At 36.0% G+C, this 22539-nt stretch carries 19 protein-coding genes and 1 tRNA gene; 10 read left to right on the top strand and 10 right to left on the bottom strand.

Annotated features, from left to right (window positions below; genetic code table 11):
• Nucleotides 1-267 precede the first annotated feature (267 nt).
• The 4 genes from BA053_RS07085 to petA all read left to right on the top strand — a co-directional run bounded on the left by BA053_RS07085 (nucleotide 268) and on the right by petA (nucleotide 4002).
• Entirely contained in the window at nucleotides 268-468 is a 201-nt protein-coding gene (locus BA053_RS07085; protein ID WP_152550490.1) for a hypothetical protein, read from the top strand.
• 14 nt (nucleotides 469-482) lie between these two features.
• Nucleotides 483-555: transfer RNA gene (locus tag BA053_RS00355), tRNA-Val, on the top strand.
• Between the two features lie 52 nt (nucleotides 556-607).
• Entirely contained in the window at nucleotides 608-3310 is a 2703-nt protein-coding gene (gene gyrA, locus BA053_RS00350; protein ID WP_065094454.1) for a DNA topoisomerase (ATP-hydrolyzing) subunit A, read from the top strand.
• Nucleotides 3311-3402: 92 nt separating this feature from the next.
• Nucleotides 3403-4002 carry a ubiquinol-cytochrome c reductase iron-sulfur subunit gene (petA, locus tag BA053_RS00345; RefSeq protein ID WP_065106643.1) on the top strand — a complete coding sequence of 200 codons (600 nt, stop codon included), beginning with the start codon at nucleotides 3403-3405 and terminating at the stop codon, nucleotides 4000-4002.
• A 9-nt stretch (nucleotides 4003-4011) separates the two neighbouring features.
• Here petA and priA read toward each other — a convergent pair whose 3' ends face one another.
• Nucleotides 4012-6336, bottom strand: a complete 2325-nt coding sequence (priA, locus tag BA053_RS00340) for a replication restart helicase PriA (RefSeq protein ID WP_410541899.1) — start codon at nucleotides 6334-6336, stop codon at nucleotides 4012-4014.
• Between the two features lie 162 nt (nucleotides 6337-6498).
• On the opposite strand from priA, the gene BA053_RS06540 reads away from it, so the two are divergent.
• The gene (locus tag BA053_RS06540) at nucleotides 6499-9375 is read left to right on the top strand and encodes an ankyrin repeat domain-containing protein (RefSeq protein ID WP_082941437.1); all 2877 of its coding nucleotides are present in this window, start codon (nucleotides 6499-6501) and stop codon (nucleotides 9373-9375) included.
• A gap of 72 nt (nucleotides 9376-9447) precedes the next feature.
• Here BA053_RS06540 and thyX read toward each other — a convergent pair whose 3' ends face one another.
• From thyX to acpP, 4 genes are all read right to left on the bottom strand, one after another.
• The gene (thyX, locus tag BA053_RS00325; protein WP_065095284.1) at nucleotides 9448-10302 is read right to left on the bottom strand and encodes an FAD-dependent thymidylate synthase; all 855 of its coding nucleotides are present in this window, start codon (nucleotides 10300-10302) and stop codon (nucleotides 9448-9450) included.
• Between the two features lie 9 nt (nucleotides 10303-10311).
• The gene (gene murA, locus BA053_RS00320) at nucleotides 10312-11589 is read right to left on the bottom strand and encodes a UDP-N-acetylglucosamine 1-carboxyvinyltransferase (protein WP_065094458.1); all 1278 of its coding nucleotides are present in this window, start codon (nucleotides 11587-11589) and stop codon (nucleotides 10312-10314) included.
• Between the two features lie 122 nt (nucleotides 11590-11711).
• The gene (gene fabF / locus BA053_RS00315) at nucleotides 11712-12983 is read right to left on the bottom strand and encodes a beta-ketoacyl-ACP synthase II (protein ID WP_065094459.1); all 1272 of its coding nucleotides are present in this window, start codon (nucleotides 12981-12983) and stop codon (nucleotides 11712-11714) included.
• A gap of 13 nt (nucleotides 12984-12996) precedes the next feature.
• Nucleotides 12997-13257 carry an acyl carrier protein gene (acpP, locus tag BA053_RS00310; RefSeq protein ID WP_006279836.1) on the bottom strand — a complete coding sequence of 87 codons (261 nt, stop codon included), beginning with the start codon at nucleotides 13255-13257 and terminating at the stop codon, nucleotides 12997-12999.
• 145 nt (nucleotides 13258-13402) lie between these two features.
• On the opposite strand from acpP, the gene BA053_RS08670 reads away from it, so the two are divergent.
• Nucleotides 13403-14410, top strand: coding sequence for a polyprenyl synthetase family protein (locus BA053_RS08670; RefSeq protein ID WP_065095283.1), 1008 nt, complete (start codon nucleotides 13403-13405; stop codon nucleotides 14408-14410).
• On the top strand, nucleotides 14403-15344 hold the full coding sequence (locus BA053_RS00300; protein ID WP_065106642.1) for an FKBP-type peptidyl-prolyl cis-trans isomerase: 942 nt from the start codon (nucleotides 14403-14405) through the stop codon (nucleotides 15342-15344). Before BA053_RS08670 ends, BA053_RS00300 begins: the two co-directional genes overlap by 8 nt.
• A 68-nt stretch (nucleotides 15345-15412) precedes the next feature.
• Here the strand turns inward: BA053_RS00300 and hslU are convergent, their stop codons facing one another.
• Nucleotides 15413-16903 carry an ATP-dependent protease ATPase subunit HslU gene (gene hslU, locus BA053_RS00295; protein WP_065106641.1) on the bottom strand — a complete coding sequence of 497 codons (1491 nt, stop codon included), beginning with the start codon at nucleotides 16901-16903 and terminating at the stop codon, nucleotides 15413-15415.
• Between the two features lies 1 nt (nucleotide 16904).
• The gene (gene hslV, locus BA053_RS00290) at nucleotides 16905-17459 is read right to left on the bottom strand and encodes an ATP-dependent protease subunit HslV (RefSeq protein ID WP_065094463.1); all 555 of its coding nucleotides are present in this window, start codon (nucleotides 17457-17459) and stop codon (nucleotides 16905-16907) included.
• Between the two features lie 115 nt (nucleotides 17460-17574).
• Here hslV and gshA point away from each other — a divergent pair, with 115 nt between their 5' ends.
• On the top strand, nucleotides 17575-18735 hold the full coding sequence (gene gshA, locus BA053_RS00285) for a glutamate--cysteine ligase (protein ID WP_065094464.1): 1161 nt from the start codon (nucleotides 17575-17577) through the stop codon (nucleotides 18733-18735).
• Here gshA and BA053_RS00280 read toward each other — a convergent pair.
• Nucleotides 18732-19523, bottom strand: coding sequence for a hypothetical protein (locus tag BA053_RS00280; RefSeq protein WP_065094465.1), 792 nt, complete (start codon nucleotides 19521-19523; stop codon nucleotides 18732-18734). The two genes, gshA and BA053_RS00280, sit on opposite strands and share 4 nt — an antisense overlap.
• A gap of 78 nt (nucleotides 19524-19601) precedes the next feature.
• A complete protein-coding gene (hemH, locus tag BA053_RS00275; RefSeq protein ID WP_065094466.1) occupies nucleotides 19602-20624 on the bottom strand; it encodes a ferrochelatase in 1023 nt (340 codons plus the stop codon).
• A gap of 8 nt (nucleotides 20625-20632) precedes the next feature.
• Between hemH and BA053_RS07080 the strand changes: the two genes are divergently transcribed.
• Nucleotides 20633-20830 (top strand): hypothetical protein, encoded by a 198-nt coding sequence (locus tag BA053_RS07080; RefSeq protein WP_156517966.1) that lies wholly within the window; start codon nucleotides 20633-20635, stop codon nucleotides 20828-20830.
• Between the two features lie 65 nt (nucleotides 20831-20895).
• Here the strand turns inward: BA053_RS07080 and BA053_RS00270 are convergent, their stop codons facing one another.
• Complete coding sequence (locus tag BA053_RS00270; protein WP_082941370.1) at nucleotides 20896-21678, bottom strand: hypothetical protein; 783 nt, start codon at nucleotides 21676-21678, stop codon at nucleotides 20896-20898.
• Between the two features lie 113 nt (nucleotides 21679-21791).
• On the opposite strand from BA053_RS00270, the gene ndk reads away from it, so the two are divergent.
• Nucleotides 21792-22211 carry a nucleoside-diphosphate kinase gene (gene ndk, locus BA053_RS00265; protein WP_065094769.1) on the top strand — a complete coding sequence of 140 codons (420 nt, stop codon included), beginning with the start codon at nucleotides 21792-21794 and terminating at the stop codon, nucleotides 22209-22211.
• Nucleotides 22212-22539: the final 328 nt, after the last annotated feature.

The raw sequence follows: 22539 nt of genomic DNA, 5'->3' as shown, positions 1-22539 counted from the left end.
AATTTATCGTATCTGTTCAAGGGAGTGGCTAATGTGCAAATATTGAAGCAAAGTGTGTGACACACAGCTGTACGAACATTTATTTGCAAAGGTAATTTGCACAACAAATGCATAACTGTACGAACATTGTGATTTTGGCCCATCAGGAGGGTGTCATCCCAGTGCTTGACACTGGGATCCAGGAATTTTATTAAGTTGGCGAGCATAAAAATAGCTGTTTTATGTAAAAATACAACGTTTTAATGATTATGAAAAAGCTGGATTCCAGTGTCAAGCACTGGAATGACACCATTCTTTTTTCTGGATCCCAGTGTCGGCTACTTGGATGACACCATTTATTGTAAGGACTTACCTCACATTTACTCTATGATTATCTTTTTAGATCACCTTGTCTACCTATTTTGCCACTCTGCTGAACGGATACAATTTATTGCTATTTTTGTTTACAATAATAATATTGAGCTATAGAATTACATCTAAAGGGGCAATTAGCTCAGCTGGTAGAGCATCTCGTTTACACCGAGGAGGTCGGCAGTTCAAGTCTGTCATTGCCCATTTGCTTAACTGAATGTTAGTATTATTAATTACTTCAATTAAAGTATAGAAAATGCAGGATAATATAGTACCAATCTCAATAGTAAAAGAGCTGGAAGATTCTTATCTCTCCTACGCAATGAGCGTTATCATAAGCCGTGCTATACCTGACGTGCGGGATGGATTTAAACCTGTTCATAGGCGCATATTATATGCAATGTCAAGAGCTGGATTCGATGCCGGTAAGCCATATAAAAAAGCAGCTCGTATAGTTGGGGACGTAATGGGGAAATATCACCCACATGGTGATGCAGCTATTTACGATTCCTTGGTTAGAATGGCCCAAGATTTCTCTCTTCTTTTACCACTTGTTGATGGGCAAGGTAACTTTGGTTCGATAGACGGAGATCCACCAGCTTCAATGCGATACACAGAAGCAAGACTTCAAAAAGTGTCGCACTTTTTACTGAATGATATTGATGAAGATACAGTTGATTTTAGGCCAAACTACGATGGAAATGAAACAGAGCCTGTTGTGCTGCCTGCAGAGTTTCCGAATCTATTGGTAAACGGTGCAAGTGGTGTTGCAGTTGGTATGGCAACCAATATTCCTTCTCACAACCTTGGAGAAATAATAGATGCTTGTATGTTATATGTAGATAATCCTGAAGTGACTTTGGATGAGTTACTTGAAGTGATGCCAGGGCCGGATTTCCCAACTGGGGGAACAATTCTTGGCAGGTCTGGAATAAGATCAGCGTTTGCCACAGGTCGTGGATCAATTGTTGTGCAAGGCAAGACTCACATAGAAGACCTGCCGCAAGATAGGCAAGCAATAGTGATTGATGAAATACCTTACCAAGTAAATAAAGTAAAATTAATTGAGAAGATAGGTGAGCTTGTAAAAGAAAAAAGAATTGATGGCATAACAGAGATTAGGGATGAGTCCGATAAGTCTGGTATTAGAGTAGTAATTGACCTCAGAAGAAATGCTGAAGCAAGTTTTATACTTAATCAAATATTGGGACTTACTCCATTAAGAAGCAGTTTTAGTGTTAACACTTTAGTGCTCAATAACAACAGGCCTGCTTTGATGTCGTTAAAAGAAATCATAGCTGCTTTTGTTGACTTTAGAAAAGAAGTGTTAATCAGGAGAACAGAATTTCGTCTAAGAAAAACGAGAGAAAAAGCTCATATATATATAGGGCTCTACATTGCGGTCCTCAGCATAGATGAAGTGATAAAAATCATCCGCGGTGCAAAAGATCCTGCGGAAGCAAGTAGAGAACTTTTAAATAAAGAATGGAAAACTTCGAATGAAATCAACACTATCATCGAGTTGATTTCAGATAGCGCAAGCTTTTTGAAAGATGGAGTGTATAGATTAACTGAGCTACAAATTAAAGCTATCCTTGATATGAAACTGCAGCGTTTAACAGGCCTTGAAAAAGACAAATTAGAAGCTGAGCTAAGTTCAATGATCAACCTGATAAAAGAATATATCGCTTTTCTTGGCTCAGAAGAGAAGTTGATGAAAGAAATAAAAAACAATTTACAAGAAATAAAGAACAGATTTGCCGTACCACGAAAGACTGCAATAGAGGAATCAGATACGGACATTGAAGCTGAAGATCTAATTCCACAAGAGGATATGGTGATAACCGTAACTATGAATGGTTATATCAAGCGTGTGAAGCTTTCTCATTATAGAACTCAGCGTCGTGGTGGAAAAGGAAAGCTAGGACAAGGATTAAAAGAAGAGGATGTAACCACAAAATTGTTTGTTGGGAATACCCACACTAGTGTTTTGTTCTTCTCTAACATTGGTCGAGTTTATAGATTAAAAGTTTATAAATTACCTCTTGCAGAGCCAACTGCACGTGGAAGAGCGCTTGTTAATATATTCCCGCTTAGCGATGGTGAAACTATAACTAATATCATGCCGTTGCCAAGTGAAAATGATGAGAATCAAAACATAGTTTTTGCTACTGCCTATGGAAACATAAGGCGTAACTCCTTAGCGGACTTTCACTATATTCCAAGCAATGGAAAAATAGCAATAAAGCTCGATGAAGGAGACAAATTAATATCGGTTAAAGTATGCAATGCAATTGATCATGTTTTTCTTTCAACAAGATTCGGCAAAAGTATCAGATTTATTGTAAGTGATGTGCGTCAATTTAAAAGTCGCAATTCAGATGGCGTAAGAGGTATCAAACTTGCAAAGAATGACAGCGTGATATCCATGACCATATTAAATGGGATAGGTGTAGCAACAGAAACAAAAGAACTTTACTTAAAAGTTCCACTTGCAAAAAGACTGGGAACTGCAATTAATAACTCCATTGATTCTAAATTGGAAAAGACTTTAAATGATTTAGGAATAGATAACGAATTATTCTTAAAACTTGCAGTGAATGAGGAGTTTATATTAACTATTACTGAAAATGGCTTTGGTAAAAGAACTTCTGCGTATGAGTATAGAGTAACTAACAGGGGTGGTGTTGGTATCACCAATATTCTTACTACTAGCAGAAATGGTAATGTTGTTGCTAGTTTTCCAGTTGAGCAGGGTGATAATATAATGCTTATTACAGATAAAGGAAAGTTAATTCGTATTTCAGTAAATGATATCAGGATTGCAGGACGTAGCACTCAGGGAGTAACTCTATTTAAAACAGAAAGTAGAGAAAAGGTGGTGTCAGTAGCGAAAATTGAAGATCCTGATTCCACTGAAGATAGTATTTCTGAAGTTGAAAACTCTATCGCTTCTTAACCGTAGTATAGGTTAAACAAAAAGCGCAAGTTTTTGTTGATTAATACGCAGTATTTAATTTAAAATATATACTTATGGCTGAGTAAAGATCAATGGACAAAAATTTAACTAAAAATAAAAAACCACTGGCAGACAAAGAGGATAAAAAAACACCTCCTGTTAAAGATCTTACTAAAAATAAGAGTAGGAGAGATTTTATAACATTAACTACATGCGCTATGGCAGGTATAGGAGCTGCAAGTGGACTTTGGCCACTGGTTAAGTCTATGAATCCTTCTGCTGAAGTTTTAGCAACTTCCACAGTGGAGGTGAATTTGTCTGGAATCCAGGAAGGACACGGAGTAAAAGTAAAGTGGCAAGGTAAACCAGTATTCATTCGTAGACGCACAAAGCAAGAAATTGAGACTGCAAGAGCTGTGAATGTAAAGAACTTGAGGGACCCTGAGTCAGATGATCAAAGAGTACGCGAAGGAAAAGACGAATGGTTAATCATGATCGGAATATGTACACACCTTGGGTGTGTACCGGTTGACCACGCTACAAGAGATGGTAATGGTTGGTTCTGTCCTTGCCACGGTTCATATTATGACACATCAGGCCGAGTAATTGGGGGACCCGCACCAAAAAATATGACTGTACCTGATTATTTTTTTCCCAGTGAGAATGTTGTGGTAATTGGCAAGAAGGCTTAACGGAACTTGTTAAAAAAAACTCACAGGATCAACATCTATTATCACTGCAATACTCGAATTCAAGTTACAATTTTTAATCCAATATTTCAGCTTTTTTTGTATAGATAAACTGTGTTTATTGTGTATTTTTAGCAACACCCTATACCGATACTTATTATTTAAAAAATTTATCGCTGCTGGTGATGGGCCGAGAATTTCAAATTCCTTTTTGTCTGCACCTACATTTTTTTCCTGGATACAAGTAGTTGAGCTACTTGAATGACGGAGAAGAGATTTTACTATTTCATTCGCTGCTTTTTGTGTCGCAATCTGATTCTTACCACAAATTATAAGCGCTATTAATCTGCTAAATGGTGGCATTTTGGCTTCACGTCTTGACTTAAGTTCAATTTCATAAAATGAGTCCCTTTTTTGATGCAGCAATGCTTTTATTATTGAACTTTCAGGGTTATTGGTTTGCACTATTACCACTCCTTTTTCATTAAACCTTCCTGATCTGCCTGCAACTTGGTGCAATAATTGATACGTCTTTTCCGCTGCTCTTAAATCAGAATTTTCGAGACTCAAATCTGCATTTATTACTCCAACCAAAGTTAATTTGGGAAAATTGTGCCCTTTAGCAATTATTTGTGTGCCGATTATAATGTTCACCTCTTCTTTCAACACTAAGTCAATTACGTTACTAACCGACTTCTGATCGCTGCTTATCATCGCAGTTTTTGCGTTTGGTATTAATTTCACCATTTCTTCAAGCAACCTTTCAATTCCTATGCCGTAGAGGGACAATGGCTGTTTACTTTGGCAATTAGAGCATTTCTCTGGAAGTTTTAATTGATAAGAGCAATGATGGCACAAAAGAGCATTTTTTTTCTTGTGATATGTAAGCCAAACAGCACAATTTAAGCAGGAAATTTTATATCCACACTTTTTACAAATTGCCAGTTGTGCATACCCTCTGCGGTTTAGAAAAAGCATAACCTGCTGTTTTTTCTCTATGGTTTGTTTGATGCTTTCAAAAAGCTCAGAGGAGATCCATTGCTTGTTGTTCCTCATATCCACTACTTTAATGAGTGGCAATTCTGCACCACCAAATCGTTTAGTTAGCTTTACATGATTGTAATTCCCGTTTTTAACATGATGAATCGTTTCAAGCAGTGGAGTAGCTGATGATAAAATAATCGGAATATTTTCAAATTTGGCTAAGATTATCGCCATATCTCGAGCATTATATATAATTCCCTGTTCTTGTTTAAAAGATGAGTCGTGCTCTTCATCAACGATAATCAATTTTAGGTTTTTATAAGGCAAAAAAAGCGCTGACCGTGCACCAATAATTATCTGCGCATTTCCATTCGCTATACTGAGCCAATTATTCCGGCGAGTTTTTGGAGTAAGCCCTGAGTGCCATTCAACTAAGTTTTTTGATATCTGACCGCGAACACGATTTACCAATTGTGAAGTTAAAACAATTTCAGGTAGGAGGATTAAAACTTGTGCATTACCTTCTCCTGATGTCATTTCAACATGTTCTGGTGTCATACTAGTACGTGGCAAAGACGGTATGCTAAATGTTACAGTGGGTTTTGCCTTGAGTACAAAGGTGTCATTCCAGTGCTTGACACTGGAATCCAGGAATTTTGACTGTAAATTAGGTATTGGTCTTAAGTTAAAATAAACATTTGTAATGAGGTTATATGAAAAACTGGATCCCAGTGTCAGGCTACTCGGATAACACCCTCTTGGTAGACCCAAATCACAATGTTCGTACAGTTGTGTCTCTGGGCACTGGGATGGTAAAGTCTGAGCAGCATTTGGAACGGCAGTGTAATTCTTAATCAATTGTGCAATCACAGAGAGATAAACTTCGGTTTTTCCAGACCCGGTCTCACCGTCAAGCAAAGTCACTGAATATTCGTTCAAATTGCTGATTATTTTATCACTAGCTATCTGCTGTTCAGGGCTTAATTGGCAACTTATTTCACTTGTTTCCTGCTTTTGTTCAACACAAACCAATTTATCTATGTGATTTACTTTTAACACTCCTCCCATTATCACTTTGGCAAGCATACCAATAGGTATTAAATTGTATTGTGCAACCCACTCTGCAAATGCAATCAATTTTGGTCTAATATTTGGTAAATCGATTTTTTGCTCAATAAATTTTAATTCTCGGTTACTTTTATCACTGTATTTCCAAACTATTCCGATTAAGCGTTTTTTGCCAAATGGCACCACTACGTAATCTCCAAGTAAAATCTCAGTATTTTCCTCAATTGCATATGAAAATAACTGATCAATTGGAAGTGGTAGTAATACGTCAACTGTTTTTGCCATAGTGATTGAGTTTAACATTGTTTTAAAGAGCTTGTAACTTTATTAAGCTTGGCAATATAGATGAATCGGTACAGAGAAAATCTTAACGTTTAACACATTTTTCATAGTACAGACCGTATGATTGATAAATAAAATGATTTATAGAATTTGTGGAGGCTACCAATGGTCAACGACAAGATTACTTTGAACTTTGAAATAGAAAAAGGCGAACCTATAGATCGATACTACTTTTCTGCACATATAAAGCTTACAGATGAAAGCAAAAATCTTTTGCGGGAGAAGCTTGGCAGTACAATTCAATTCGATAATCTAGATGATCACTTCAATCTTAACCATGAGAATTTTTATATCTACTACAACAAATATAGTGAGCACAATGGTAGAAGTGAGCTACACGTTAGGGATGATAACGGTAAATATTTAACCTCCAATCTTCCACTTAATTACTATGGATTCTCAATGGAACTATCACCTGACGGAGCGTCAATTGCAGATTATGGTTTTTATCCTCTGTATGCAATCTATAACCCAAATCACTATGATAAAGCAAAGGAAAAAGTATTTGATGATCACGGTGAATTGTCACCAATTGCATCAAATGTGTTAGATAATTTTTTAAGCAACACAAATAGCTTAACCACACAAGAGATGTTTTTACAGCTGCAAAATAAAGCTACTGAAAAAGAGGAGAAATTGATAAGAGAGAAAAGACAAGCAGAAGAAGAATTAGATCAAAAGAATGAGGAATTAAAGGAGTTCATAGAAAAAGGTGAAATTACCTTGTTTAAAGTGGTAAAAGGTAATGATTTAGGTAATGGGCGTTCAGCAGTAGTTTTACAACTTGATGGGGAAGAAGGTGACAAGATACCTCTCGACTCTAGTAAATACTACATAGCAGAGTATAGACACCACCCAGAATGGGAAGGCGATGAATATTTAAATTTTGTTAGCCCTGATAGTGATATGCTGGTTAATTATGAAAACTTATTTTTTGTGCTCAATCAAAGCTCCTACTCCGGCTTTGAAAGTGGGTTTTATTCAGCAGACAGCACTGATCCCTATAATTACGCTAAATATTCAAAGGAACCATATTTAAGTGGTGATCAGCTATCTGAAAAATTATCTAATGAGTTGGAGGAAGATAGTAATCAGATAGATGCAGAAGTTATGTTTAATGATCAACCTATGAACGAAGAAGTTACAGTGAAAAGTGAAGTCAAATCTAGAAAGAAAAGGGCAGTTGATGAGGATAATAAGAAAAACGTTATAGAAGATGTAAATAAGGCAGATGAAAACGGTTCAACACTTTTGCACTCTGCTGCTTCATTGGGAGATTTAAGTAAGATAGTAACGCTTATAGAACACAATGCATATATTGATGCAAGAGACCATAACGGACAAACACCACTACATTATGCTATTAAATCAGGAAATACAGAAATAGCAAAATATCTTATCGATCAAGGTGCAAATCTCAATTCTCAAGATATTTATTACGAAGGAACTGATTACTCTTGTTTTAAGACACCTTTGCACTATGCCATAAAATCGGGAAATATGGAAATAGTTGAATACTTAGTGGAACGTGGTGCAAATCCTAATATTCCAGATGCTCACAATCTCAGGCCGCTCGACTATGCTATAAAGAACACAGCTTTAGTAAAATATCTTGTGGACAATGGTGCAGATCTTAATGTACGTAATCCGATATTCCATTTTGTTAAGCTAGGTGACCTGGATATGGTAGAATATTTAGCTCAACATGGTGCAGATCTTAATGTCAAAAACACCTCTGCTCAAACACTACTACATTATGCTATTGAACTCAAACATACAGAGATAGCTAAATACTTAATAGATCACAATGTAGATATTAACACTCGAGATATTAGTTCTGGTAAATCTCCATTACATTTTGCCATGAGCATGAAAAATATGGAAGTAGTTAAATATCTCATAGAGCACAATGCGAATATTGATGCTCAGGATGGCTACGGTTTAACACCTTTACACCTTGCTGTTAATTTAGGAAATCAAGAGATATTAGAATACTTAATAAAGAATAATGCAAATATTGATGTTCGAGATAGTGAAGGCTGGACACCACTTATTCATGCAGTAAGGCATGGGCAATTGGACAAAGTAAAGTATCTGATAAAGAATGGAGCTGATATTAATGTTGTGGATAAAGAAGGAGATACATTGTTTGATCATGCTATGTTTTGTATAAAAGATGCAAGACTGCACAAAAATGTGGCAGATAGTAAAAAATATGGTGATAACGATTCTTATTATCAAGAGCTTTCAAAAAAAGCTGCAATTTTGGAGAAGACTGGAGAGGATATGCTTAACTATCTCAAAAAACTTACTAACAATACTATGGAAGAAGAAGAATCTAACTATATAGATCAAATGCAAGCGGATGATAGCAGCAGTTATAAACCAGCTTTGCAAAGCAATCGTGATGATTATGCCGATACGAAAAAAGCTCTGCAGGAGAAATTGCATGGAGATGAAATACGCAAGCAAAGTAATGAGAAAGCTCAAAAAGATATGGAAGTAAAAAAAGTAACTGTAGAAAATGACAGTAGCAATAATAAAATTGAAAAACAAGCAAAACCAACAGAAGATGAACAGGAAACTGTTATGGCAAGTGTGATAGAAAACATGGATAAAAATTCTGATATTGAAGCAGAAACTTCTAACAGCGTTGCAAATTCACAACATCCCTTAAAAATAAAGACAGGAAGTCCTCTTGAAGTGGGAAAGTATAAGGTGGAGCTGCAAGTGACATATGATGATGTAAAGAATTTTTATGATACCGTACGTGGTAAATATCATGCTGGCGATGGATATAACCGTGAGCAAGTAATGGTTTTATATAATGGAATTGTTAGGCCAGCTCACAATCATCATTACGAGCAATTTACTCTTGATGAAGCACATGTTGCTAATGATCACCTGTTTATCAAGGGTCAGGATTTTGGAACTCTAAATGATTTTAATGAGATGTTCTATAAAAGTGATGAGTTAATGTGATGTAAAAAGCAAGATTCAATCTGGTGAACGAGAGTTAACTGACAGAGGAGATTGACGCGTATGCCTTTGTCTTTAAGATTGTTTATCAAGTATAGACATCAGCTCGTCCCATTCTCTTTTACCAATATTACTTTCTTCTCTAGTAACGTTTTCCCCTTTAATTAATTTACGAATTATGTCTAAACCAGTTCTTGAAATACAAGCTGATTCTAGGCAATATTCAACAAAGGCATTGTAGGCCAATGGGACCCACTTCTTTATTATATCCAGCATAACTTCTGCATAAACTCTGATTTCATATTGGGCATGCTTATCAGCTCTAAGCTTCAAAAAATGAAGGAGATTATGCAGGTCTATTTTCCAATAAAATTGCGTGTAGTAATTAAGCATTAGGTTAGTTCTGGCAATTTCTCTTGCAAGCCCCTGCTCAATAAATTTTTCATAATGAGAATATACTAAATTAGAGTCATTTGTTAGAGAATCTATTATTTCCTTTGAGGTATCTGGATCAAAAGCTTCCCCGCTACCTTGTTTATTATTGTCAGATTGTTTTGCAACTTGTTCTGGTTTAGGTGTATAAAATTCATTATCAAGTATTGAATACCTTGCTGAATATTCATTCACATTTGCAGTTCTATGCCTTATCCATTGCCTTGCAACAAAAATTGGAAGTTTCACGTGAAACTTAATTTCACACATTTCAAATGGAGTTGTATGATGATGTCTCATTAAATACTTTATAAGTGCTTCATCCTGACTTATCTGTTTTGTTCCCTTGCCATAAGAAACACGAGCAGCTTGAACTATAGCGCTATCAGAGCCCATATAATCCATTACTCGAATAAATCCATGATCTAGTACCTTATGCTCCTCGTACAGAATTTCATCTATTTCTTTCACTGTGACTCGTTTAGTTGTTTCATTCATAGTATGTCCTCAAGATGAAATGGAGATATCAGCTCCACATGAATTGAGTTTTTCGTGCATTGCTTCATATCCTCTCCATAAATGATGCGAATTGTTTATTATAGTTTCTCCACTGGCTACCAAAGAAATAAGTATCAAAGCTGCTGTTGACCTTAAATCAGTGGCACATAGATTAGCTCCAGATAAGCTTTTTATTCCACTTATAGTAGCTTTGCTTTTCTCGATGCTGATATTAGCGCCTAACTTTCTCAATTCATCTGCATGTGCAAATCTGTTTTCAAAAATGTTCTCTTCAATTACTGATATCCCATCAGCGATGCACATTGCAGACATCAGTTGTGGTTGCATATCACTGGGGAAATTTGGATAAGGGTTTGTTGCAATGTTAGCAGACCTAATAGAGCAATTTTTTCTGGAAATCATAACCCCCTCATTATATGGTTCAACATTAGCCCCTATAGCTTTCAATTCATTCACAATACATCTTATATCAGATAGACTTACTCCTTCTAACTCCAACTTACCACCGGTTATTATAGCAGCTAGTGCATAGGTGCCTGCTTCTATGCGATCTGGTATTATTTTATGAACACATCCATTTAATGCTTCAACTCCTGTTATTGTGATCCTTGTATCACTAATCTCAATATTAGCACCCATTTTCTTTAGGAACTCTATTAAATCAAGAACTTCCGGCTCTGTTGCAGCATTGTTTATTATTGTCACTCCTTCTGCAAGTGTTGCTGCCATTATTATATTTTCTGTTGCACCAACGCTTATTTTCTCAAGTGTAACTTCTTTTCCTTGTAGCTTTCCTTTCACTGTTGCAATTATATTACAGCCTTCAACTTCAATTTTAGCTCCCATTTCTTCTAATGCTTTGATATGCATATCAACGGGACGCTTTCCGATATTGCATCCACCAGGAAAGACTGTTGTGATTTTACCAAATCTACTAAGCATTGGACCCAATATTAGAAAAGAAGTTCTTAGCTTACTTGCGGTTTTATATGGCATCACGTGATTGTTGATATTGCTGCAGTCAATTTTCAAAGTATGGTTCGCTTTATAATTTTTATTGTGCATAAAGTTCACTTCTGCTCCAAGACTTTCAAGCAACTTAGACATTAGATGCACATCAATTAAATCAGGTACATTATGCAAAATTACCGGGAAGCTACTCAATAGACTTGCTGCCATTATTGGTAAAATAGCATTCTTTGAACCATTGATCTTGATTTTTCCAACCAGGGGTTTGTAGTTATTTCTTATTAATATCTTGTGCATTTAATTAAGCTAGATCTTACCAAATAAGTATAGTAAATCGACAGTAAAAGGCAAATTACAGATAATATAGCTATCACAGATCATAATGTTCGTACATTTTAGCTATTCAGCAGCAGAATTGATTACACTTGTCCAAAGATGAGCGATGCATTAGTGCCACCAAAACCAAACGAATTAGAAAGCGCATATTGAATTTTATGCTCCTGAGCTTTAAACGGTACAAAATTTAAATCACATCCTTCTGAAGGTTTATGTAAATTTAAGGTTGGCGGAATAATTCCATTATTTAACGCAAGAATACTGAATATTGCTTCAACGCTCCCTGCAGCACCAAGTAAATGTCCTATAGAAGATTTAGTTGAAGAAACAGGTATTTTATAAACGTAGTCACCGAATAACTGTTTCATTGCTATTACTTCAATTTTATCTCCAAGTGGTGTTGAAGTTCCATGTGCATTGATATACCCTACTTGATCGGGATTAATTTGTGCACTCTTTAAAGCAAGCTGCATTGCCTTAAATGCGCCTCTTCCTTCTGGATGTGGTGCTGTAATGTGGTGCGCATCTCCTGTGAGTCCGTACCCAACCAGTTCAGCATGTATTTTTGCCCCCCTTTTTTTTGCATGTTCGTATTCATCCAGCACCAATATACCTGCTCCTTCACCCATGACAAATCCATCGCGTTCTTCATCCCATGGCCTTGAAGCTTCTTCCGGTTTATCGTTAAATTTAGTTGATAACGCCTTCATAGATGCAAAACCTGCAATTCCAACTCTACACAGTGCACTTTCTGCTCCACCTGCAATCATAACATCCGCTTCACCAAGTTTTATAGTTCTTGCTGAGTTTATGATTGCATGCGCACCTGTTGCACATGCGGTTACTGCTGAATCGTTTGGACCTGTAAATTCGTATTTAATAGAAATATGGCCAGATATCAAATTTATTAGACTTGCAGGGACAAAAAATGGACTGACACGTCTGGGCCCTTTTTCCTGCATGGTAATAACATTTTCCTGAATTGACGGAAGACCACCTATACCAGAGCCAATAGTCACACCAACACGTTCCCGATTGATATTTTGGCTTTCCAAAATTAATGAATCATCTACTGCCTGAATAGCTGCTGCAATACCGTAATGGATAAAACGATCTGTCCTTTTTGAGTCTTTCTCAGAAATATAATCTAGTGGATTGAAATGGTGCTTAATGTTGTCTGATTGCAACGGCACCTGCCCTGCAACCTTGCAAGCAAGATCAGAAGAGTCAAATCTATCCGTATTGATTGCTTTTATGCCAGACTCACTTTTTATTAGCCTTGACCAAGTGTTGTCAACATCTGCCGCTAGTGGAGTGATTAAACCAACACCAGTGACTACTACTCTTCTGCTCATTTAACACTAACTATTAGCCTTTTTTATTATTAATGTACTCAACTATTTGCTCCATAGTTTCCATTTTTTGTGCATCTTCATCTGGAATTTCTATTCCGAACTCTTCTTCTGCTGCCATGATGATTTCAACTGCATCTAAACTGTCTGTACCATGCTCCGAAAGCTTTGAAGAGCTGTTGAATTTCTCTACATCCTTACTAATGTGCTCTAGTATAATCTTTTTCACTTTTTCTTCTATGTCTTCTCTAGTGCTCTTTGCTAGTTCGCTATTCACATTTCTTACCAAAAAAATAACCTATTCTTTGATGTTATAAAAAATTTTTATGTTTGCAATATCTTTTATAACTGGTAAACTACAGTAAAGTTTTCTACTGCCCTAGCTGGCTAGCGTTACGTGCTAAACAATTAACAATTCAAAAATGCTAGACGAAACAACAAAAAATTTGCTTATTGTAGAAATAAATAAACTTTTACCAGAAAATAGCGAGAATAAGCTTATATCAGCTATGCGTTATATACTCCTTGCTCCTGCAAAACATATACGCTCCTTTTTAGTCGTAGCTTCATCGCGAGTGTTTAACGCGGAAGCTAAAAAAGTAATATCAGTTGCTGCAGCCATTGAATTTGTTCATGCTTACTCTCTAATTCACGATGATTTACCATGCATGGACAACAGTGATACTCGCAGAAGCCAGCTAAGCTGCCATAAAAAATTTGATGAAGCAACAGCAGTGCTTGCCGGAGATGCACTACTTACTCTGGCTTTTGAGGTATTATCTTCGTTAAATGAGAAACGCTGTGAGATCATAAAAGTTCTTTCTCAGGCAATAGGAATGAGGGGAATGGTGGGAGGACAGGCTTTAGATATTAACAGTGAGCATATAGATTTTAGCCCCCAACCCTCTGTCATTCAAGTAGCGGACACTGGGATCCAGAAGGCTTTGCCTACAAGCATTTCGTGCAAAAAGCCATGCGATGGTGGAGCTGAACATGAAATGGATTCCAGTGTCAGCTACTTGCATGACACCCTTTCTACCTTAAAACCACAACATTCGTACGGCTGTATGTATAACGCTGGAATGACGTCGGGCCAAGCTGATAAAATAAAAGAAATTCATTTGATGAAAACCGCAAAACTATTTGCAGCTTCATGTGAAATAGGTGCTATAATAGGGGGTGCTACAGATGAACAACGGAGAGCATTATATAACTATGGAATAAATCTAGGGCTTATCTTTCAAGCTAAGGATGATATTGAAGACTACGAACAAGATAAAACAAATAATCTTATGTCTGTACTTGGTAAAAGTGAAGTAGAGGACTATATAGACGGCCTCTTTAAACAAGGCTTGGATAATTTGAGTGCGCTTTCAGGGGGTACTAATTATTTATATGATTTATTGAATCAAGTAAAGAAAGATGGTTAGAAAAATTATATTACAAATGCTTATTTCCGTAGTAATGATTCTCACTTTAACTTCTGCTTTTGTGTTTACTATTGTCTATATAAACAAAGGTAAACCGGAAAAAAAGGACAAGCTTTATGAGATAAATGCCACGCATGGTGGTTTGATACAGACGATAGCACATTACCTAGTGAAGCCAATACTTGAATCAGCACTTGACCGCTATATTGAAAAGCATGGGCTAACAGAATATTTAGAAGAAATGACGCAGCAAAAAGAAGAAGATTCGATAAATTTTTATGAAATTACTGAAGGCAGTGGCAGCAAGGCTTTCTGTGGCCTGGAAGTCCTATTGCAAATATATAAAATTTCTAATAATAACTCAGCAACACTCCCTAGCAGAGTTTCCGATGTTACTTTGAAAATAGGTCAAGATGACCTAAAAGAAGTGAGTTTAGGGGTAATAGGTATGAAAGAAGGCGGAGAGCGTGTAGTTACTATTGCCAATGATAACAAAATGAATTTTAATTCTTATTACGTCAAACTGATCGAAGTAAAGGATAAATATCCCGACTCAGTAAATAATCTGATGGTTTTTAATGACTTAATTAACAAGACTGGAAAACAAGTAAGGTGCGGTGATGAGATATCGGTTAAATATAGCGTAAAGGAGCATAATGGGGAATATATAGTCAAAGATCAAACAGTGCAATTTAGGGTTGGCGATAAAAAAATACCACTTGCTATAGAGCTTGGAGTTGTGGGAATGAGAGCTGGTAATAAAAGAACTATTCTTTCTCCGCCTGACCTTTTGACTATTACTGACGATATGTTAATAAAAGACATAGATTATGATGAAGAAAATATCTCAATAATTGACTTAAGCTTAGATGTTAAGCAAGAGGTCGCAGCACACCATTCTACTGTTGAAAAACAGCCTAAAGAATATAGCTGAAATTTTAGGTCTACTGGCTAATCTTCTGAACACTCTCTATACTACTTAAAGTAGGCTTTTCGTTTTTCCTAAAGTATAAACTTAGATAAATCCAATTGCTTCGAAATTGATTCAAGTTTATCTTTTACATACTTGCTGTCTATAATGAATTCTTCGCTATTTTTCTCAGAAGCAATGAAACTTATTTCATCTAAAAGCTTCTCCATGACAGTGTAAAGCCTTCTTGCGCCTATATTTTCCACTTGCCTATTAACTGTAAACGCTATTTCAGCTATGGTTTTTATACCATCATCAGTGAACTTAAGCGTCACATTTTCTGTTTTCATTAAAGCTATGTACTGCTTTAACAAACTAGATTCTGGTTCCTTTAATATTCTTATTAAATCCTCTTGAGTAAGTGCCTTAAGTTCTACCCTGATCGGTAATCTGCCCTGCAATTCCGGTAAGAGGTCAGATGGTTTAGACTGATAAAAAGCACCAGATGCAATAAATAATATATAGTCTGTTTTTACATGGCCATACTTAGTTGTAACAGTTGTTCCTTCAAGTAATGGTAACAGATCGCGTTGCACTCCTTCTCTGTTTACTTCACCTTTTACTTCTGTACGCGCTGCAATTTTGTCTATTTCATCCAAAAATACTATACCATCATTACTAACAAGATCAATGGCTTCTTTGATTATTTTATCTTCATCCATTAGCCTTTCACTTTCTTCATTAATTAATATTTCACGCGCTTCTTTTACCTTCACCGTAATAGTTTTTGTTTTTTTGCTCCCGTTAAACATCTTGCCCATTATTTCTGTTACATTCATCACACCAACTTGCCCACCTGGCATGCCTGGTATATCGAAAGTAGGTAACATACTCTTGCTCTCTCTGACGTTAATAGAAACTTCTCCGTCCTCAAACTCTTTATTCCTCAACCTTTCTCTAAAAATTTTTTTACTCTCTTCGGTTGCATCTTCGCCTACCATAGAGTTTACTATTGTTTTCTCAGCTAAAATTAAAGCCTTTTTAGCTAAGGCTTTACGGGCTTTCTCTTTAACTAAAACTATTGCTGCATCAACTAAATCGCGTATTATCGAATCAACGTCACGTCCAACGTATCCTATTTCAGTAAACTTCGTTGCCTCAATTTTTATAAACGGTGCACCGGCAAGTTTTGCTAAGCGGCGAGCTATTTCAGTTTTACCAACTCCTGTATGACCGATCATCAATATATTCTTAGGTATGATTTCATCACGCAATGGAAATGGAACCTGATTGCGACGCCAACGATTTCTGAGCGCAATAGCAACAGCACGCTTTGCGTCATCCTGTCCGATTATGAATCTATCCAATTCTTTAACTATCTTCTGTGGTGGCAGGTCATCTAACAAAACTTGAGTACTGTCATTAACTTGAACATCGCTTTCATTTGAATCAAAACCACTCTTAGTATCTTTATAGAGGTCATTTTTTTCATCGTAGGTGTCACTACTACAAGACCGCCCTTCTGAAAGGGTTATGGGCTGATTGGAAAAATTGGTGCATAAAGTTTTTTGCTTGGAAGACATATCACTCCTCTATTTTTTCAATAATTACATTATGATTTGTATAAACACATATATCGGCAGCTATCTTCATAGCCTTTTTCGCAATTTCCTCTATTGATATTCCTTTAATATCAATTAAAGCTCTTGCTGCAGATAGAGCAAAATTTCCCCCAGAGCCAATAGCTGCGACTCCATCTTCAGGCTCAAGAACATCACCTGTTCCCGTAATTACTAATGAAATAGATTTATCTGCAACGATCATCATAGCCTCTAATTTCCTCAGATATTTATCCATTCTCCAGTCTCTTGCAAGTTCAACACATGCTCTCATTAATTGTCCTGGGTGCTTGTCAAGTTTAGATTCTAGTCTTTCAAAGAGAGTAAATGCATCGGCTGTTGTTCCAGCAAAACCGGCAATTACAGAATCACCAGAAAGACGCCTAACTTTTTTTGCTCCGGATTTTATAACAGTGTGGCACATTGAAACCTGTCCATCACCTATTACTACTACGCTTTTATCTTTTCTAATTGACAGTATAGTAGTTCCGTACATTTTATTGTTATCGTGTTGAATCATTTTTCTATCACTTTAAATAAGAATCTCATTATACTTTAATCTTCAGTCAAATTTGCTAAATATGTTTAATTATAGCTTATAATATAATACCTTCCTTATAACATTTAAAGTGCAGATGCAAAACATAATTCACCCAAATTTGGAAAAAAGTATAAATAATTGGTTCGAAGCAAAATTTAACGGCCTTACATTGCCATTTTATAGCTCTATAGATCTTAGAAACTCTGGCTATAAAATCGTTCCAGTAGACGCTAATTTATTTCCTGCGGGGTTCAATAACTTAAGTGAAGAATCAAGAACGGTGGCGGCAAGATCAATAAAAAGCTACTTTGAAAAAAAACAATATAAAAAGGTTCTGATAATACCGGAAAATTATACACGCAATAAAATGTATATAGAAAACGTATTTGTTATAGAGAAAGTACTGCAACTCGCAGGTTTTGAAACTAGAATTGGTCTTTTACATAATGAAGTATACAATTTAATAGAACCGTATGAAGCTATTGTGAAGGAAACCTCTCTATTAAAGACAACTTCAGGATTTGTGCCTGATGTTATTATACTGAACCGTGATATGACGAGCCACATTCCAGACACGCTAAAAGACGTAAAGCAAGATATAGTACCAAGCCCACTATACGGTTGGCATAGCAGACAGAAATCTAAGTATTTTGAAATCTATCAAGAATTAGCGTCCGAATTTTGTAGCGAATTTAAAATCGACCCATGGCTTATTTCTGTGCTTACAGAGAGCTGTGATGGAGTTGATTTTGATGATGATTCGTCACTAGGAGCAGTAGCAACTAAAGTTGACCAAATATTGTCTCTAGTGCAAAAAAAATATGAGGAACATGAAATAAAAACACAACCTTACGTTTTTATCAAAGCAAGCAATGGCACATATGGGATGGGCATTATAACAGTAACAAGTGGAGAGGAAATATTAAACCTCAATAAAAAAAAACGTCATAAAATGAAAAAGATAAAAGAAGGAATAGCAATCAATAGCGTTATTATACAAGAAGGCGTACCAACCATTGACATATTTAAAAGCAGTTCTGCAGAACCGCTAATATACTATATAGGAAATACTCCAACATGTTACTTATACCGATGCAATAGCAGGAAAGATGTATATTCTAGCTTGAATGCCACTGACTGTGAGTTTCATGATGTTAGCCAGGTTGTGGAAGGTAAAATTCTGTCACTTTGGAGTATTGTTAGCAAATTGGCAGTACTAGCGTTGGCAGTAGAAATAAAATCTTTTCACCTCTAACCTACTTCCACAGTGGTGTCATTGTGCTGAGTAGGGTGAGTGTTATCAAGTCCAGTAGAAGGATCAGTACTATTAACCGGTTGATTGACGAACTTATCGATATTTGATATTAAATATGCTAGACTTAATATTATACTAACTGTTACGCTTAAGTTGAAATTATAGATTATACCACTACCCAAATCTATTGGTATGGTTGCAGTTTCCATTCTTTTTAATATGAAGCTTAACAAGCCCAATGACAAAGTTATTGTGCTGAAAATAACGCCCTTCCCATATTCAGCAGACTTTTTAGGATCCTTATTATCCAGATACTTCTTCCATGTATAATAACAGCTTATGAATTCTGAAAATAGAAATAGGACTGTTGATGTTAAACCAATATAACTTATTATATCTTTATTGTTTCCAGCTAAGAAATGAATGATTTTTGTCTGCATCAATATTCCTATGATACAGTGTGTCAAGAAGGCCAAGCTACCTACAACCTGTACTGATTTTTTAGGTTCATTTTTATCATCTTGAGGTCTATATCCAGCCAAGCTGAGTCCGGAATGAAGAATATATAATGCTGATGTTGGTAATTTTATTAACTTGGCAATATCTGATACAGCAGAAATACTGGGTCTGTTATTGTCAATAAACTCACAGCAAAATTGCAGTGAAATCTTACACAATAGGGCTGTTAAACCTACTGCAATACAATACATCTTTCTGAGATCATGGTTATGGGCAGCGTGTACCCTTTGTGTGAACGTGCTCGATTTCTTTTTTAGCTTACTTGGCATGAAATAGTTAATAAAATAATAACTTTCTGTTATTCTATCACATAAAATCCTAAAAGAAAAGCACTATAAATCAGGATCTTAAGGAAGATTTATGCATAAATCAGCCAAGCATTTAATAAACAAGGGATCGATACTGAGAGTTGGCACGCGAAAGTAATATCCATCCTTGATAATTGCTTTATATTCTACATCAAGTTCCACAAGTGTTTCTGAATGCTCAGAAACAAAAGACATAGGTGATAGAACTACAGGTACACCATCAGCTTTTGCGCGTAATAGCTCACTTTCAGTGCTTGGCTCTAGCCATTTTACAGGACCAATCTTACTCTGATAACATATTGACCAATCTAAGTTATTGATAGCTAGCTTTTCTACTATTAGTCTTACTGTTTCTTCCACCTGTGAAGCGTAAGGGTCGCCTTTTTTAATAACACTAAGAGGAAGGCTATGGGCTGAAAATAGGACTCTTGGCTTATCGATTCTGCTGGCTAATTTGTAATGCTTAGCTATTAAATTAGCGTGAGCTTTAATAAAGTCTTCGTTATTATAATAATGGTGAATTATTTTTATATTGCACTTTAGACCATGGTTTTTAGCATTTTTTTGCCAATTTTCGATGGATGATAAAGTTGTGGTAGTTGAATATTGAGGGTATAGTGGCAGCAAAATTACTTCATCAGGATCAAATTGTTTTACACTTTTAATAACTTCGTCAGCAAATGGATGCCAATAGCGCATGCAGATGAATACTTTGGTTAGTTTTGGTGTCATTCCAGCGCGTGACGCTGGAATCCAGTTTTTTTTTCTAGATCCCAGTGTCTGGGCACTGGGATGACAAAAGACAGGTTTGTTAAGTTCTTGTTCAAGCGCTTCAGCTTGCATTTTTGTATTCTCCAGAATTGGCGATTTACCTCCAATTTCCTCGTATATTTTTTGTGCAGTATTTTCTCGTTTTGCAGATATAAACTTTGCTAAAAGAAACCGAAAAGGGTTTGGTAGACTTATTATTCTTCTATCATAAAAAAGGTTGAATAAAAAAGGACGGACCGCATTCAGTGAGTCAGGTCCACCAAGGTTAAATAAAATGACAGCCTTTTTCATTTGGTCTTTTGCAAATAATTGTTAAAACTACAAGGTTACTTTTTGCCGTCGTTCCAGCGCGTGATGCACAACAACATTGTGATTTGAGGGCTATTTCTACTAAGATGGTGTCATCCCAGCGCTCCGACACTGGGATCCAGGATTTTACTAAATTGGTAAGTATAAAAGCGTTATGTGAAAACAACGTCCTCGATGAAATTGTGTGAAAGTGCTGGATTCCAGACTGGAATGACAAAATAGAATACACTTAAATAACAGAAAAGAGGCACATTCAGGCTCCGCAACAAGTTGCTTTTGGGGTGCCTATAAACTCAGCTATAGGCTCATCAAATTTAGTTATAGGCACTAAATTTCTCACACTGGCATACAACAAATGGCCAGACCTCTGCAGGTTACTCTTGGTGAATGTGAAGCTCCAATCGAAAAACGTATCGACAAGAAGACTTGGCACGATTTCAAGAAGTTCAACAGCAGCTAAAGATAGCATGATACAACTTTGAAGAATCTTCAGAGGAAAAACTAAAAATGCAACGAAAAAAGAGGTGTTACTTGACTCACCCACTTGGTTAGGCGAATTATACTCAATATGCTTTCTATTTTGATCAAAAATAGGGAATTTTATGGAATCTTTTTTAAATTCCTTACTCACTGTTTCTTTTGAGCAACCTGTTTGTTTTTCTAATAACTTTTCACGTAGATTAAAAGTTCTGACAATAAAACATGTAGCTATCATTAAGGCAGCGCATACGAGTGCGCATTGTAGAAGACCAGTGAATGCAAGGCAAACAAGCGGTACTATGATTATCATTTCAAGAAATGGAATAGTATTCCTTTTCATTGCAAAGGCAGCACCTTCTTTTAATTTTGTATTATGATGTGAGCTATATTCCAAATAACTTAAAAATGCCAAACTAAAAGTCAAAAACCCTTTTGTTCCACAAAAAATTGATGACTTTAAGTTATTGACCAATTTTTTAGCGGTAGATTCAGTTTCAACCGGTTGTTTGGTAGTAGATTCAGGTTTTTCATTAGTTTTTTTACAACAAGTATGCATACAATACTCCCTTGATGGTTTGTTTTTAATTATAGATAAAAAATCACTTCTATGAAATTAAAATTTGTAATAAAATAAATCTATAAATGTACTATTCTATATAAGGAAATAATATGGCAATTGAGAAGACACTTTCAATCTTAAAACCTGATGCAGTAAAAAATAATATTACAGGCAAGATAAATTCATATATTGAAAGCTCTGGGCTGAAGATTATAGCACAAAAAATGATGTTACTGACAAAAAAACAAGCAGAGCTATTTTATGAAATTCATAAAGATAGACCTTTTTTTGGGGAGTTAGTGGAATTTATGACTTCTGGTCCTGTGATAGTTCAAGTTTTAGTTGGTGAAAATGCAGTAAGTAAATACAGACAAATCATGGGAGCTACCGATCCAAAGCAGGCAGATAAAGGCACAATCAGGGGTGATTTTGCTGATGATATTAGTGAAAATAGAGTACACGGTTCGGATAGTCTAGAAAACGCTCGTAAGGAAATAGCTTTCTTTTTTGCTGAATGTGAGTTGGTGTAGTCAACTCAGATTGGCGTCATCCAAGTAGCTGACAACATAGAAACGAAAAACCTACTTGACAAACTCCGCCAGCCCCCTTATCATAAGAATGAAGCTATTTATTTATCTTCTCTGTACAGATTAAATGACAAAAAAACTCACGTATCTGGCGTCTCATGTTTAATTTTTTGCACTATGTGCACCTTATGTCTTTATAAAACTTCTACCTACATAAGCTGAAACGCGCTTATAAAGCGTTTAAAACATAAAAAAACGCCAACTTAAAAAATGGATAGTGAATAACTAGCTACCCTAGGGTTTCTTTTGCCTTTTTTTCTGTTTAGTAAAT

The organism is Wolbachia endosymbiont of Nomada ferruginata, from assembly GCF_001675785.1.
Taxonomy (GTDB): domain Bacteria; phylum Pseudomonadota; class Alphaproteobacteria; order Rickettsiales; family Anaplasmataceae; genus Wolbachia; species Wolbachia pipientis.
This window is presented reverse-complemented; position numbering and strand designations above follow the sequence as displayed.